Raw genomic sequence first — 15496 nt, forward strand, 5'->3', positions numbered from 1 at the left:
AATACCATTGAGGCATTAAGAAATTTAAGACCTAATCTATGATACTAAAAAAATAGATAATGCTTTTATCTTAATGGTTAAAATCTAAAACATATCCATTCTTAATTTTAAACTTAAAGGAAAAATCAAATACTTGTTAGATTAAAATTCTATTACAGCTTTCTCAAGATCATGATATAACAATATTTTCCAATGATTTTCGATCGCTTCCTGCTGCCATTTCAATCGTAGTTCCATTGCCTTTCTGCCATCAAAATCGCTTTTATAGGCAAGATGATATTTCAAATAAGATTCCTGTGGAAGATCATCGGCTCCGTAAAAAACTATTTTGTTATTTTCTCTGATCCAGAAGACCTGCATAAATGGAGTGTGTCCCCCTACAACCTCAAAGGAGATTTCTTCGGTGATGTTTCCTTTATCTTCATCCATCCAGACTATATTTTCTAATTCGATGAGTTTTTCCAGCGTATCAAAATCAAAAGAATGATTTCCTTTATTTTCCATGGCAAAGCCAAGTTCACGCTTCTGAATATAGATTTCAGCATTAGGAAAAGTAGCTTCAAATCCGTTTTCATTTCTAGTGATCACTGTTTCGATATGGTCTTTATGAAGATGCGAGAGCAAAACTTTAGTGACCTGATCCGGATAAATATTTTCCTTTTTGAGTATTTCAGAAATTACATTTTCTCCATCTTCATTTTTCCATCCGATGCCTGCATCCAGCAGAATAATGTCTTTTTCTGTAATAATTAAAAAAGGGGTGACCGACATTTTAATTCCTTTAACAATATCCTTATTTTCATCTGTTAAAAGAGTAAAGTCTTTAGTTTTACTGGTAGAAAAATTTCCTTCTTTTAATGGTATAATTTTCATACTGCAAAGTTCCTTATTATTTTTAAAATAGGAAAAGCTTTTTCTCAATAGGGATTATTGGTAAAACCGATGAACTCTTAAGGAATGCTTAATCTTAAAATGAGTATTTTTGTGTTGCAAAATTCAAAACTTACACAAAATTTATGCAGATGAATTCTACCAGCGGTATTTCACGTACTGTTATTTGGTTGATGTCCGTGATTTCCGGACTTGTTGTGGCAAACAATTATTATAACCAGCCTTTGCTGGCTCTTATCTCTGAAGATTTACATGTTCCGGAAGCTGCTGCCAGCAAAATTTCAGTTCTTACCCAACTGGGATATGCAGCGGGTTTATTACTCATTGTTCCTTTGGGAGACAAACTTTTCCGTAAAAAATTAATTTTGATCGATTTGGTTTTGGTTTTTGCTTCACTGCTTTGGATGACTTTCGCTCAGGAATTATGGATGCTATATGTAGCCAGTTTACTGATCGGTGCTACTTCTGTGATCCCCCAATTATTTGTGCCTATTGCTGCAGAATTATCTTCGGATAAAGAAAAATCTTCCAATATCGGGATTGTCATGTCCGGATTATTGCTGGGAATTCTTTTATCCAGATTCGTAGGAGGAATTGTTGGGGAAATGTGGGGTTGGAGAGCCATGTTTGGTATTGCAGCCGGAATCATGGTTTTGGTATGGATTGCTGTTTATAAAATGCTGCCTGATTTAAAACCCAATTTTAAGGGAACTTATGGTGAACTCATGAAATCCGTATTTCATCTGGCAAAAACCCAGCCCATTCTGCGACTGGCTTCTTTCCGCGGAGCTATGGCTTTCGGATCGATGTGTGCGTTATTTACAACGCTGGTTTTCCATATGGAAAAACCTCCTTTCAATGCGGGATCATCGGTGGTTGGAAGTTTTGGATTGGCAGGAGCGGTTGGAGCTTTGGCTGCTGCAAAAGTGGGAAAACTGCAACGTTTTTTAGACCTGAACAGAATTATCCTGTATTCTCTTTTGATTGTTCTGGGGAGCTGGGCTTTTACCTATTTCGCAGGAGAAACTTATTGGGGATTGATTGTAGGCGTGATCCTGGTTGATCTTGGAGTACAGTCCAGTCACATTATGAATCAAACCAATTACTTTTTAATCAAATCCAACGCAGTTAACAGGCTGAATACCGTTTATATGGTTTCGTATTTCATCGGAGGATCTTTAGGAACCTGGACCGCTTCAGTCGCGTGGCAATATGCACAGTGGAGCGGAGTTTGTCTGGTAGGAGCAACGATGGGCGTATTGGCGTTAATAGCTCATATCATCTTTAGCAGAAAATTACGTTTAAACTAATTATTTACTATAAATTCGAATAAAAATAAATACAATGAAAATAGAAATCTGGTCGGACGTAATGTGTCCGTTTTGTTATATAGGAAAAAACAATTTTGAACAGGCGTTGGAAAAGCTGCCGTTTAAAGATGAAGTGGAAATAGAGTGGAAGAGCTTTCAGCTTGATCCTACCTTAAATCCTGGGGAAACCAAAAATACCATGGAATATTTCAGGGAAAAGAAAGGTTTTCCCGAAGCTCAGGCTCAGCAAATGATAGCTCAGGTTTCACAAATGGGAAAAGGAGCAGGGATTAATTTCAACTTTGAAAAAGCCTTAATTACCAATACCTTTTCAGCGCACAAGCTTCTGCATTTAGCAAAAAAATACCATAAAGCCAACGAAATGGAAGAAGCGCTTTTCATTGCGCATTTCATTGACGGAAAAAATGTAGGAGATGTAGAAACTCTGGTTTCATTAGCAGAATCTTTAGGAATCGACAAAGAAGAAGCACAAAAAGCTTTAACATCAGAAGAATTCGATTACGAGATCAACCAGGATATTCTGGAAGCAAAAAATAATGGAGTTTCGGGAGTTCCTTTCTTTGTTTTAAACGGAAAATATGCTGTTTCTGGAGCGCAACCTGTCGAACTTTTTGAAAATGCCCTTCAGCAAACTTACAATGAAACAGTAACTCCTTTGAAAAATCTTTCAGATAACGGAGCTTCATGTGATGCAGATGGATGTGAAATTTAAATTGTAAAAATGATAAAGATTAATAACGATCATCAATTTGCTCTTGAAGATACCCTTTTTGTTTTTGCATTAGATTCGGAAGCCGGAAAGGTTTTTAATGATAAAAATAAGCTCATTACAGGGATCGGAAAAGTAAATGCAGCTATGGAACTTACTAAAGAAATTCATAGGAAAAAGCCTAAATTAATTGTAAATTTAGGATCTGCAGGAAGCCAGAGTTTTCATAAAGGAGAGGTGATTTGCTGTACCAAATTCATCCAGCGGGATATGGATGTGAGAGGACTAGGATTTAGCCTGTATGAAACTCCTCTTTCCGGAATTCCTCCTGTGCTGGAATACGGACTAAAGAAACACGACCTTCCGGAAGGCGTTTGCGGAAGTGGCGACAGTTTTGAAATGAACCATTCCGAAACCGTTTACAATATTGTTGATATGGAAGCCTATCCTTTAGCATTAATCGCTATGAAAGAAAACATTCCGTTCCTTTGTTTAAAGTACATTTCTGATGATGCAGGAAGCGATGCCGCAGACGATTGGACAGTTCAGGTTCATTTGGCTTCTGAAGCATTTAATAAAATTCTATTTTCGTAAATTTAAAATCTGGAGACTTTTCTTCAGATTTATTTTTATAATTGTTTTCTACAGTTCAGCCATTTTACAATGAAAGTGAATTTCTACAAACCCAATCATCCTGTTCTTGAAAAATATATTGAAGGATATTATTTTATTGCAAAAGATGATTCCGATACAACGTTGAATTATCTTACCTTTCCGGATAATTATTTTATTATTTCAGCTTGTGAGAATATTTCATTTTTTCGTGATGGAAATAAGATAGAGATTGATGCATCAGAAGAAGAAAATATTATTATAGACTTTGTTTCGCGCTGCAATTCTCCCGTAGAGATTCTTTATAAGCAGCCTATCAATGAAATTACCGTTTATTTTAAACCCTTAGGAATCTATCATTTTTTTAGTTCACCTGAAAGCCGTTTTTTAGAAAAGGAAATCATTTCATCGGATTGTAAAGAAGTCATGAAAACTATCCTGGCTAAACAAGACAGAAAAAATCAGATTGATATGCTGGAAAAATATTGGCTTTCAAAATATCAGGAAAAAGAATTAACCACTGTTCAGTCTATTATTAATGATTTAGATTCTGATTTAAAAATCGAAGAGATTGCAGCAAAATATACTATTTCGAGACAATATGTAAATAAACTCTGTACAAAATATTTAGGAAAACCCGCCTCAGAATTTAGAAAAATCCAACGTTTCAGAAATGCAGTTTCTTTAAATAAAAACATGAAAAATTTAACGGAGCTTTCTTATGAAAACCTTTTCTATGATCAGTCGCATTTCATTAAAAATTTTAAAGATTTAACGAAATTACAGCCTCAAAAATTTTTCAGGAACGTCAATACAGAAGAAAAAAATATTTGGTTTTTTATCTGAGTTTCCATTTTTACAATTATGATATTGGATGTGCAGATATTTTTGCATCAAATTAAATCATCAATGAAAAAAATAGGCTTATTAAGTTCAGTTTTATGGTGTTCATTAGTATTTGCACAAAATGATAAAACAAAAATACTCACGGAAATTTCGGAGAAAATTAAAGAAAATTATATTGACGAAAAGGTTTTTAAAAGTATAGATTCCTTGTTTCAAAGCGAAATTAAATCCGGAAACTTCAATTCGTTAAATGAGAAAGAATTTGCTAAAAATTTGACTCAAAAGTTAAGAACAGTAACACAAGACAAACATTTTTTTGTTAAATATTTGGACAATTATTCCCCTCAAAATCCTATCAACGAAAAAGAACGGGAAAAGCAGGACAACTTCAGCAACAGTCTTGAGAATTTTGGATTTGAAAAAGTTGAAAGGCTGGAAGGGAATATCGGATATATTAATTATAAAGGTTTTGCAGAACTGAAATCCAGTAAGAAAACTTTAGAATCGGCCATGAATTTCGTTGCCAATACCAATTCTTTAATTGTCGATTTGCGGGAAAACGGAGGAGGAAATGGTGAAACATTGATTCAGTTTTGCAGTTATTTTTTCGATAAAAAAGACGTTTTGTACACCACCTATTTCCGAAATTTAGGAAAAACGGTAAAAAACAGAATACAGTCAAATGTTTTAGGTAAAAAATATCTCAACAAAAACATTTATATTCTTACCAGCCCAAAAACATTTTCTGCAGGTGAAGCTTTGGCCTATTTTTTACAGGAAAGAAAGTTAGCAAAAGTAATTGGTGAAAAAACCGGAGGAGCCGCCAATCCTGTCGATCCCTATTATATTCAGAACAAATATCTGTTATTAGTTCCGGACGGAAAAATCACCTCTACTTATTCGGGGAAAAATTGGGAACATGTCGGAGTCATTCCAGACAAATTGGTAAGTCAGGAAAATGCTTTGAAAACAGCTTATTTACTAGCTTTACAGGAAATTATAAATCATAAAACAAAAACTGAACTTTCGGAAAACGATATCAAAAATCTTATTATTAAATTAAATCAATAATGTCAATACTCATCACAAAAGCATCAATACAAGATTTAGCAACCTTACAAAGCTTGGGAAAAGAAACCTTTTATGAAACTTTTGCTCAACACAATTCTGAGGAAGAAATGCAAAATTATCTGAATAAAAGCTTTGCTCTCGATAAATTAGCAGCTGAGCTCAACCATCAGGATTCACAATTTTTTCTGGCCTGGGAAGAAACTCTTCCGGTTGGATATTTAAAAGTAAATTCAGGAACAGCCCAGACAGAGCTACAAGATGAAACCTCTCTTGAAATTGAAAGAATATACGTAAAAAGCAGCCATCACGGTAAAAAAGTAGGACAGATTTTGTACGAAAAAGCATTAGAAATCGCTCAGAAAGAAAATAAAAAATACATCTGGTTAGGAGTCTGGGAAGAAAACATGAGAGCCGTTAATTTTTATAAAAAAAATGGTTTTGTGGAATTTAACAAACACATTTTCAGGCTGGGAAAGGAAGAACAAACCGACCTTATGATGAAAAAAATCCTTGATTAAAAAATATTTAAGAATCATAAAGACATAATTTCCCTTTTATGTTTTTATGATTCTTATTATAGTAATTTTCTGAGATTTTCAGAAAGAATTTCCACACTTTTTTCCATTTCATGCGTATTCAGATTTCCAAACCCCAATCTCATGGCCGTTAATTGCTGATTCTGATATAATAGCGTTTTAGGAATAAAAAGTTGATTCCGGCTACAGTTTCTGCTGAGCTGCATCAGATTTATTTTAACATCCAGTTCCATCCATACCGCAAGACCTCCCGCCGGTTTTTGAAAACGGACAAACTCCCCGAAGTTTTCCTGAATCAGGCACGCAAAATGATCCCGTCTTTCCTGGTAAATCTTGAGTGATTTCTTCAGATAACGGCTGATTTCCCCTTCCGCAATCATTTCTCCCAATACATGCTCCATTAAAATATCACCCTGCCGATCGATAATCCCGAGATATTTTCTCATCTCGATCATAAGATTTTCAGGAGCAACAATAAAACCTGTTCTAAAACCCGGCGCCAAAGATTTCCCAAAAGAGCCTATATAGATCACCATTCCATTAGTATCTGCACTGGCAAGCGGTAGAATAGGACTTTTATCATAATGAAAATCATAATCGTAATCATCTTCCAGGATAATAAACCCAAACTCATTGGCAAGATTTAATAATTCTAATCTTCTCTGGGCACTCAAAGTAACCGTTGTAGGATAATGATGATGTGGAGTAAGGTACAGCATCCTTATTTTTTGCCGTTTACATATTTCTCTTACTTTTTCCACATCAATTCCTTCATCATCAATAGGAATCGTGACAATTTTCACCCCGGCTTTCTGGAAAATCATGTTCACGGAGAAATAGCTTAAAGCTCCTACCAGAACTGTATCTCCTTCTGATAATAAGATTTCGGATACAATATAAATACTCATTTCGGTGCTTCGGGTGATGAGAAGATTATTATTGGAAATCGGCAGTCCCCTCGATAAATTTAAGTATTGAGCCAGATGCTTTTTAAAGAACTCGCTTCCGTCCTGATTATAATGTCCTATTTTATGGGCTCTTCTTTTTAAAGTGGAGCTATAGATTCTCGATTGCTGATCAATTTGAGTCAGACGGATATCCGGAGCGCCGTCATTTAAAATAAATTCGCAATCTGAATGCTCAAAAGGATTATCTAAAATATTGGAAGTTTTAAAGCTAAATCCTGTTGATTTTGGATAGTTTTTAAGATTAATTGTATTGAAATCAATTGATTTTTCTTCGTTTTTACCAATAATGAAAGTTCCTTTATTGGGAAAACTCTCCACCCAGCCTTGTGCAAAAAGCTCATCATATACCGCAACAATAGTATTTCTGTGAACTTCTAAAATCTGACTTAACGTTCTTGTTCCCGGAAGCTTAGTCCCGAAAGGCAAAAAGCCTCTCTGAATAGCATTGATCAGCTGATTGGTAATCTGCATATAAATCGTAGCTTCAGAATTTCTATCAATTTTAATGAAACTTTTATAAGGAATTTCAACCGGACTATTCATAATATAAAAACTGGCACCATTGAACCATCCGGCAATATACTACTTTTGAACCAAAACAAAAAAGAATGGAATTTTACGATCTTTTAGAAAAAATAGTTCAGCAGAATGAAACTCACGCCAAATGGCTGAATACTCTTTCCTTTATGGAAAACGCTGGAGCAAGAAAAATTTCGGCTTGTGAACACTCTACAGAAGTGAGTTTAATCCAGCTAAAACATGCAGCAGAAGAACATCGACATGCATATTACCTTAAAAAACAAATCCTGAAGATCAGTTCCGAATTTTGCAAAACCTATAACAGCACAGAACTTTTAGCTTCAACAGCAACAAGACAATACCTTCATTCATTGGATATTAAAGCCTGTAAATACCTTCAGCAGGTTTTTAAATTGACAAAAGAAGAATTAAAATATGCTGCGTATCTTTTCGTTACCTACGCCATTGAAGTCCGTGCCGATGAATTATATCCTTTGTACCAGGAAATCCTGACAAAGACCTCATCCAAAATTATGGTCAAATCCATCATTCTGGAAGAAGAAGGACACTTAGAAGAAATGATCAATCAGCTTAATGAATTTTCAGAAGACTGGAAAAAACATGCTGAAATCATTTTAACTATTGAAAAAGAGCTTCATGATCAATGGATCAAGGCTATTTCTCAAGAGATCTTAGAACTCAATTATGCTTAGTAAGTTTCATCATTTTCAGGAAGCTTTAGATAAAAGAAAAGAAAACGGGACATTAAGGGTTTTAAAACCTAAACCGGAAGGAATTGATTTCTATTCCAATGATTATTTAGGATTAGCAAGAAATACAAATTTTCAAAATTTATTATTAAAAAGTGTTTTAGAAAATCCTGAATTGCTTACAGGAAGCACCGGTTCGAGGTTGATAAGCGGAAACAGCTCTATTATCAACGAAACCGAAGAATATATTGCAAAAGAACATCAATACGAATCGGCTTTGTTTTTCCCTTCAGGATACAACGCCAATCTTGCTTTGCTCTCTACGCTTCCGACGCGTCATGACACCATTATTGTCGATGAAATGATTCATCGATCTGTGCATGATGCCTGCAAAATGTCGCTTGCCAAAAAGCTAAAATTCAAACATAACAATCCTGAACATTTAGAAGAAATTTTAAAAAGGCAAAATAATCACTGTTATGTGGCAATAGAAAGTTTATATTCAATGGATGGAGACATTGCACCCCTTCAGGAAATCGTACGGATCACCAGAAAATACAACGCGAGCCTCATAGTAGATGAAGCTCATGCTTTCGGTGTTTTCGGATATGGCTTGGTTAACACCCTACAACTGCAAAAAAATGTTTTAGCCACTGTAATCACCTACGGAAAAGCACTGGGAACACACGGAGCCGTAATTTTAACTGACAAGCTTATATACAATTACCTCATCAACTTTGCTTCTCCTTTTATCTACACCACATCAGCACACGATTTCCTCTGGATGAGCATTCAAAAAGGATATGATTTTTTAAAGGATAATCTACACTTAGCTATCCGGCTGCAGGAAAATATTAAATTTTTCACAACGCAAAATACATCCGGCATATCTTCTGAGAAAAGTCCCGTACAGGCCATAATCATTCCCGACAACCAACAGTTAAAAGCTTTGAAAGAAGCTTTATCTGAAAACGGATTTTTGACATATGCAGTTTTCAGCCCAACAGTGAAGGAAGGAGAAGAGAGATTAAGAATCTGTCTTCATAGTTTTAATACACAAGAGGAAATTATTGATTTAACAAAGATTATTAAGGATTTTATTTAAAGTAATCTGTTATGCTGAACGAAATATAATGGAGCGAAGAACCTTTTACTTAAAAGGATTTCTCCTTCGTCGAAATGACAGAAGATAACCAAATACATATAAAATTATGAATTTAGAAATAGAAACGAAAAACATAGAACAAAAACAGCTTTTCGTCACAGGAATAGGAACTGAGGTCGGAAAAACCGTGTGTTCGGCGGTTTTAACAAAATATTTCAATGCAGACTACTGGAAGCCTGTACAGTCGGGAGATTTAGATTTTTCTGACAGTCAGAAAATCAAAGAATGGGTAGGAGAGAACACTGTTTGTCATTCTGAAACTTACCGTTTTCAGCTTGCCGCTTCACCTCATCAATCTGCATCAGAAGAAAATGTTTTAATTGATCTCAACCAATTTAAAATTCCTGAAACTCAAAATAATTTAATCGTAGAAGGAGCAGGAGGTTTACTGGTTCCACTCAACGAGAAAGATTTCATTATTGATCTGATTATAAAACTAAATCTTCCTGTTGCTTTGGTGGTAAGAAATTACCTCGGCTGCATCAATCATACCTTATTATCAATCTCAGTTTTGAATCAGAGCGGAATAAAGCTAGAATATCTGATCCTGAACGGAGATTTTCCAAAGGATACGGAAAGAATAATTCGCAACCATATTCAACAGGAAACAAAAATCATCAGGATCCCAGACTTAGAAAAAATAACAAAAGAAAATATAGAAAACATAGTACAACACTTAGAAAAAATAGACTTATGAATAAAAAGCAATTAAGAAACGACTGGACAAAAGAAGAAATAGAGGAAATTTATAATCTTCCACTTCTTGAACTCATATACAAAGCAGCCACTATTCATCGCGAATGGCATAATCCCGAAGAAGTACAAATGTCCACTTTATTATCGATAAAAACCGGAGGATGTCCTGAAGACTGTTCGTATTGCGGACAGGCAGCCCGTTATCACACCAATATCAAAGTTCAGGCACTGCTTCCCACAGAAACAGTAATTGAGCACGCTAAAAAAGCTAAAGAAGGAGGCTCATCCCGTTTCTGTATGGCTGCAGCATGGAGAGAAGTCCGTGACAACCGTGATTTTGATCGTGTAATTGATATGGTAAAAGGTGTCAATGATCTCGGAATGGAGGTTTGCTGTACCTTGGGAATGTTGACGGAAGATCAGGCCATTCGACTGCAGGAAGCTGGTCTATATGCTTACAACCATAATCTTGACACTTCCGAACAGTATTACGAAGAAATTATTTCCACAAGAACTTTTGATAACAGAATTAATACCATCAACAACGTAAGAAAAGCAGGAATTACTGTTTGCTCGGGAGGAATTATAGGATTGGGGGAAACTCATAAAGACAGAATTTCTATGCTATTGACTTTATCAACCATGCCCAAACATCCGGAATCTGTTCCTATCAATGCATTGGCCAGAGTAGAAGGAACTCCGCTTCAGGACAACGAGAAAACAAACACCTGGGAAATGGTAAGAATGATTGCTACGGCAAGAATCGTCATGCCTTCATCTATGGTTCGTCTAAGTGCCGGAAGAATTGAAATGACCGAATTTGAACAGGGGTGGTGTTTTATGGCAGGCGCCAATTCTATATTCACAGGAGAAAGAGAAACTTTATTGGTCACTCCTAATCCCGGAGTTTCTGAAGATATGCAAATGCTGCAGACATTAGGATTAAAACCAATGAAAAGACAAGCAGAAAAAGCTATGGATCAGTTTGAAACCTGGAAAGCCAATTTCTAATTGCTTAATTTCTAAAACATGAATTTACAAGAACGCGATAAGCTTGTCAACTGGCATCCTTACACGCAAATGAAAACCGCAGAAGACGCAATCCCTATTATAAAAGGAAAAGGGGTTTATCTTTTTGATGATCAAGGAAAGCAATATATTGATGCCGTTTCTTCCTGGTGGGTAACCTTACATGGTCATGCTCATCCGTATATTGCTCAAAAAGTTTCGGAACAGCTACACACCTTAGAACAGGTAATTTTTGCAGGTTTTACACACGAACCCGCCATCCGGCTTTCGGAAAATTTATTAAAGCTTTTGCCCGAGAATCAGGAAAAAGTATTTTATTCCGATAATGGCTCAACCGCAGTAGAAGTTGCTTTAAAAATGTGTATTCAATTCGCATATAACCAAGGAAAAGAAAAGACAAAAATCTTAGCTTTTAAAGATGCTTATCATGGAGATACTTTCGGTGCCATGTCTGTAAGCGGAAGAAGTATCTGGACAAAACCTTTTGGAGATATGCTGTTTGATGTTGTATTTATTGAAACTCCAACCTCAGACAACCTGGAAAGCTTAAGGTCTCTGATCAAAAATATTGCTGATGAAATCGCGTGTTTCATTTATGAACCATTAGTTCAAGGTGCGGCAGGAATGCTGATGCACAATCCGGAAGATTTATCCGAATTAATGAAATTTTGTAAAGAGCTAAACATTTTAATGATTCAGGATGAAGTGTTCACAGGTTTTGGCAGAACAGGGAAATTATTTGCAGCCGATTACCTTACAGAGCAACCCGATATCATGTGTTTCTCAAAAGGATTAACAGGGGGAACAATGCCTATGGGAATTACGACTTCCTCTAATGAGATCTTCAACGCTTTTTTATCTGAAGACAAATACAAAACTCTGTTTCACGGGCATTCTTTTACGGCGAATCCATTAGCATGTACTGCTGCTTTAGCCAGCATGGAGCTTTTGTTGAAAGAAGAAACATGGGAAAATATTCATTCAATCACTAAAAAGCATAAAGAGTTTTCTAAAACTCTACAACAGCATCCACAAGTTGAAAATGTACGCCAGACAGGAACCATCTTAGCGTGGGATTTTAAGACAGAGCATGGAACTTCTTATTTTAATACGATCGGAAAGTTCTTTTATCATGAATTTCTGAATAAAAGCATTATTATGAGACCTTTAGGGAACGTAATGTACCTTGTTCCTCCTTATTGTATCACTTCTGAAGAACTGGACTATATTTATCAATCTATTCTGGAGGTTTTAGAAATGAAACCCTAATTAAAAAATCAAAGGTCTCCGAAAATGAAACAGAGACCTTGATTTTATATAATCTGATAGCTTTCTTTAATACTGTTCATCACAAAGATGCTTTTCGTCTGTCCGATTCCTTCTATCTCGGAAAGCTTATTGACGAAGAATTCATGAAAATCATCCATATTGGCCGCCAAGATTTTCAGCATAAAATCAAACTCTCCGCTTATATTGTAAAATTCTACCACTTCTTTTAGTTTGCCCACCTGATCAATGAAAGCTCCTGCTGTTTTTTTATTATGAACATTCAGAGCAACCATACAGATCACCATCATGCCTTTCTCAACTTTTTTTCGGTCTATAACAGCAGTGTACCCTTTAATGATTCCCAACTTTTCAAGCCGCTTTATGCGTTCATGAGTAGGAGTAGGGCTCAAATTAATTCTTACTGCAATATCACGAATACTCAGCTTTGCATCTTTCTGCAGAATTCGTAAAATAGACAGGTCTTTCTCATCCGGTATATATATTTCAGCAGCCATACGTTCTTTTTATTATTTTAATTGCCTGTAAAATAGAACAATTGATCTTTTATTAATTCAAATATATAAATATCGTTCTGAATTTATATTAAAATTTTATAAAAAGTTCTATAAAATTTAATTTTGCAACACAAAAACATGTACAATGCAGTCCAGAAAAAACCTTATTTTAATATTAGCATCGATCGGAACCTTTGTAGAAGCACTGGATATTGCGATTATCAATTTAACCATACCTTCTATTCAGTCACAGTTTGCAATCAGTGCGAATACCGTACAATGGCTGCAGACCTTATATGTTCTTTTTTTTGGAGGATTTTTAATTATTGGCGGAAAACTTTCCGATCAGCTTGGTCGTAAGAAAATTTTCATCACTGGAGGAACAATATTTATGTTAACTTCTTTAGGAGCAGGACTGTCACCTAATTTTCAAACTTTAGCTATTTTCAGAGCTCTTCAGGGACTGGGTGCTGCATTCATTATGCCTTCTGCATTATCTATTGTCACCCATACTTTTCAAAAAGATCAGGAGAGAAATCGTGCATTAGGTATCTTCAGCGCTTTCGCAGCTATCGGATCGGGAAGTGGCTTGTCAATTGGAGGAATTATCAGTACGTATCTGAGTTGGCACTGGGTATTTTTAATCAATGTACCTATACTTTTTATTACGATCATATTATCTTATAAATTTCTTCCTTCGGATCTGCAAAACAAGAATCGGGAATCTACGGATATGGTTTCGGGTATTCTCTTAGTTCTAGGATTATTACTATTGACTTACGGCACGCACGAATTCATTCACATTCAGGAAAAACCTGTTTTAATTTTGGGTTCTATTATTTTATCTTTCTCCTTATTAGGTACATTTATTTACCGTTTAAAAAATATTTCCAATCCGCTAATTGACCTTAAACTATTCTCTCACAGATCTCTGGTCACTTCTAATCTTGCTTTTTTTTCTCTGGGTGCTTTTTTCATCTCCTTTTTATTCCTCATTTCCCTGATGCTGCAAAAAGACATGGGATATAGCGCTGCCAATTCAGGACTTATGCTTGTTCCTTTTAGTATATTATCCGCTCTGATCGCCAAGTTTATTCTTCCCGCTATTTCAAAAAAACTGAATTCTGTACAAATCGGACTTTTAGGCTGGTCTTTTATGCTTACAGGAGCATTATGCTTAATTTTTGCTATTTACCTTGATCATCCAACGGTTTTGGTCTTAACCGGAGCGGCCTGTATTTCCGGAATAGGGATGACATTATGTTTTACAAGCTTATCCATACTGGGAATTCGTGATGCTGAACCAAAACAATACGGAGTTGCATCCAGCTTAACCAGTACCAGTTATTTTTTAGGAGCAGGAATCGGGTTATCACTGATGACATTAATGACTCAATTCTTTACTTCTGATTGGACAGTAAGCACTCTGTCTTTATCTATTCTTTTTACATATGGTTTTATCGCAATACTTTTCCTGTTATTCTTTATTGTAAAAGAGTATAAAACCTTACGGACTTCTCTCAATTATTAATGACAATTTATAACCAATAAGTGAAATAATATTTTTAATTTTATAGAAATTAATAGACTATGAAAAAGATTTTATTACCACTTAGTATTTCTTTGGGAGCCCTCATATCAGCTCAGGAAAAGTCTGAAGCTCCGGTTATTGACACCACAAAAGCATGGAGTATACAAGGTCAGAATACATTAATGCTTAATCAGGCAGCTTTCTCAAATTGGGTAGGCGGTGGAGCTAACAATATTGGTTGGCTTGCCGGAGTCAATTACAATCTCACTTACGAAAAAGAAAAAGATCTTTGGGAAAATATTATCATTTTAGGCTATGGACAAAACAACACCAAAGGAGTAGGGACAAGAAAAACACAAGACGTTATCAATCTATCTACTAATTATGGTAGAGAATTCGCGGAACACTGGTATATTTCCGCAGGAGCGAGTTTACAGACTCAGTTTGCAGCAGGTTACGAAGACGGCAATAATCCTGAAGCTCCAAAAATATCCAACTTCATGGCACCTGGTTATCTAAATATGGGTGCAGGGGTTACCTACCGTCCAAACGATAATTTTACAATGACTTTAAGACCTGCTAATGCAAGATGGACCTTTGTATTAGATAAGGATTTACAATACGCAGGAACCTACGGCCTTAAAAATGATGGAGATTCTTCGTTATTTCAATTCGGTTTTCTAGGTACTGCTATATATAAGGTAAAAATCATGGAGAATATCAATCTGACCAATACAGGTTCCGTTTTTTCCAATTATCTCGACCATCCCGACAGATTAGTGCTTTCTTACAGTGGTGTTCTTAATATGAAGATCAATAAATTTATTTCTACGAATGTTACCTTAGATCTATTATATGATCATAACCAGATTCAGAAAACGCAGCTGAAACAGACATTGGGAGTTGGATTTGCATATAATTTTGACAACGGAAAAAAGAGATCCGAGAAAAAAGACAACCAATCCTGGCTAAAAAAATAAAAAAGAGGAAGCTAAAATCGCCAGATTTTGTTTAAAGTAAGCACTTTTACATCTCTAAAAGACTACCTATTCACATATTATTGAAATAGAGGTGCAATTTCTAAACAAAAAATTAATC

The 15496-nt window shown here is 35.5% G+C and carries 16 protein-coding genes; 13 read left to right on the forward strand and 3 right to left on the reverse strand.

Annotated features, from left to right (window positions below):
* Positions 1-141 precede the first annotated feature (141 nt).
* Positions 142-873 (reverse strand): MBL fold metallo-hydrolase, encoded by a 732-nt coding sequence (locus tag P0Y62_04445; GenBank protein ID WEK70808.1) that lies wholly within the window; start codon positions 871-873, stop codon positions 142-144.
* 149 nt (positions 874-1022) lie between these two features.
* Here P0Y62_04445 and P0Y62_04450 point away from each other — a divergent pair, with 149 nt between their 5' ends.
* The 6 genes from P0Y62_04450 to P0Y62_04475 all read left to right on the forward strand — a co-directional run bounded on the left by P0Y62_04450 (position 1023) and on the right by P0Y62_04475 (position 5978).
* A complete protein-coding gene (locus tag P0Y62_04450) occupies positions 1023-2201 on the forward strand; it encodes an MFS transporter (protein WEK70809.1) in 1179 nt (392 codons plus the stop codon).
* 34 nt (positions 2202-2235) lie between these two features.
* Positions 2236-2934, forward strand: coding sequence for a DsbA family oxidoreductase (locus tag P0Y62_04455; GenBank protein ID WEK70810.1), 699 nt, complete (start codon positions 2236-2238; stop codon positions 2932-2934).
* Positions 2935-2943: 9 nt separating this feature from the next.
* Positions 2944-3525 carry a nucleosidase gene (locus P0Y62_04460; protein ID WEK70811.1) on the forward strand — a complete coding sequence of 194 codons (582 nt, stop codon included), beginning with the start codon at positions 2944-2946 and terminating at the stop codon, positions 3523-3525.
* Between the two features lie 69 nt (positions 3526-3594).
* Complete coding sequence (locus P0Y62_04465) at positions 3595-4389, forward strand: AraC family transcriptional regulator (protein WEK70812.1); 795 nt, start codon at positions 3595-3597, stop codon at positions 4387-4389.
* 63 nt (positions 4390-4452) lie between these two features.
* On the forward strand, positions 4453-5460 hold the full coding sequence (locus P0Y62_04470) for a S41 family peptidase (GenBank protein WEK70813.1): 1008 nt from the start codon (positions 4453-4455) through the stop codon (positions 5458-5460).
* Positions 5457-5978 carry a GNAT family N-acetyltransferase gene (locus P0Y62_04475; protein WEK71774.1) on the forward strand — a complete coding sequence of 174 codons (522 nt, stop codon included), beginning with the start codon at positions 5457-5459 and terminating at the stop codon, positions 5976-5978. The genes P0Y62_04470 and P0Y62_04475 overlap by 4 nt, the downstream gene beginning before the upstream one ends.
* A gap of 56 nt (positions 5979-6034) precedes the next feature.
* Here the strand turns inward: P0Y62_04475 and P0Y62_04480 are convergent, their stop codons facing one another.
* Positions 6035-7507 carry a PLP-dependent aminotransferase family protein gene (locus P0Y62_04480; protein WEK70814.1) on the reverse strand — a complete coding sequence of 491 codons (1473 nt, stop codon included), beginning with the start codon at positions 7505-7507 and terminating at the stop codon, positions 6035-6037.
* Between the two features lie 65 nt (positions 7508-7572).
* On the opposite strand from P0Y62_04480, the gene P0Y62_04485 reads away from it, so the two are divergent.
* From P0Y62_04485 to bioA, 5 genes are all read left to right on the forward strand, one after another.
* Positions 7573-8196 (forward strand): hypothetical protein, encoded by a 624-nt coding sequence (locus tag P0Y62_04485; GenBank protein WEK70815.1) that lies wholly within the window; start codon positions 7573-7575, stop codon positions 8194-8196.
* Positions 8189-9298: an aminotransferase class I/II-fold pyridoxal phosphate-dependent enzyme gene (locus P0Y62_04490; GenBank protein ID WEK70816.1), complete on the forward strand. Its 1110-nt coding sequence runs from the start codon at positions 8189-8191 to the stop codon at positions 9296-9298. Before P0Y62_04485 ends, P0Y62_04490 begins: the two co-directional genes overlap by 8 nt.
* Before the next feature lie 106 nt (positions 9299-9404).
* Positions 9405-10055, forward strand: coding sequence for a dethiobiotin synthase (gene bioD / locus P0Y62_04495; GenBank protein WEK70817.1), 651 nt, complete (start codon positions 9405-9407; stop codon positions 10053-10055).
* Positions 10052-11065 (forward strand): biotin synthase BioB, encoded by a 1014-nt coding sequence (gene bioB, locus P0Y62_04500; protein ID WEK70818.1) that lies wholly within the window; start codon positions 10052-10054, stop codon positions 11063-11065. The genes bioD and bioB overlap by 4 nt, the downstream gene beginning before the upstream one ends.
* An 18-nt stretch (positions 11066-11083) precedes the next feature.
* On the forward strand, positions 11084-12352 hold the full coding sequence (gene bioA / locus P0Y62_04505; protein ID WEK70819.1) for an adenosylmethionine--8-amino-7-oxononanoate transaminase: 1269 nt from the start codon (positions 11084-11086) through the stop codon (positions 12350-12352).
* Positions 12353-12396: 44 nt separating this feature from the next.
* On the opposite strand, the gene P0Y62_04510 is transcribed toward bioA, so the two are convergent.
* Positions 12397-12867, reverse strand: coding sequence for an Lrp/AsnC family transcriptional regulator (locus tag P0Y62_04510; GenBank protein ID WEK70820.1), 471 nt, complete (start codon positions 12865-12867; stop codon positions 12397-12399).
* A 145-nt stretch (positions 12868-13012) separates the two neighbouring features.
* On the opposite strand from P0Y62_04510, the gene P0Y62_04515 reads away from it, so the two are divergent.
* Together P0Y62_04515 and P0Y62_04520 are read left to right on the forward strand one after the other, a co-directional pair.
* A complete protein-coding gene (locus P0Y62_04515) occupies positions 13013-14398 on the forward strand; it encodes an MFS transporter (protein WEK70821.1) in 1386 nt (461 codons plus the stop codon).
* A 59-nt stretch (positions 14399-14457) separates the two neighbouring features.
* Complete coding sequence (locus P0Y62_04520; GenBank protein WEK70822.1) at positions 14458-15378, forward strand: DUF3078 domain-containing protein; 921 nt, start codon at positions 14458-14460, stop codon at positions 15376-15378.
* Positions 15379-15496: the final 118 nt, after the last annotated feature.

The organism is Candidatus Chryseobacterium colombiense (genome assembly GCA_029203185.1).
Classification (GTDB): Bacteria; Bacteroidota; Bacteroidia; order Flavobacteriales; family Weeksellaceae; genus Chryseobacterium; species Chryseobacterium colombiense.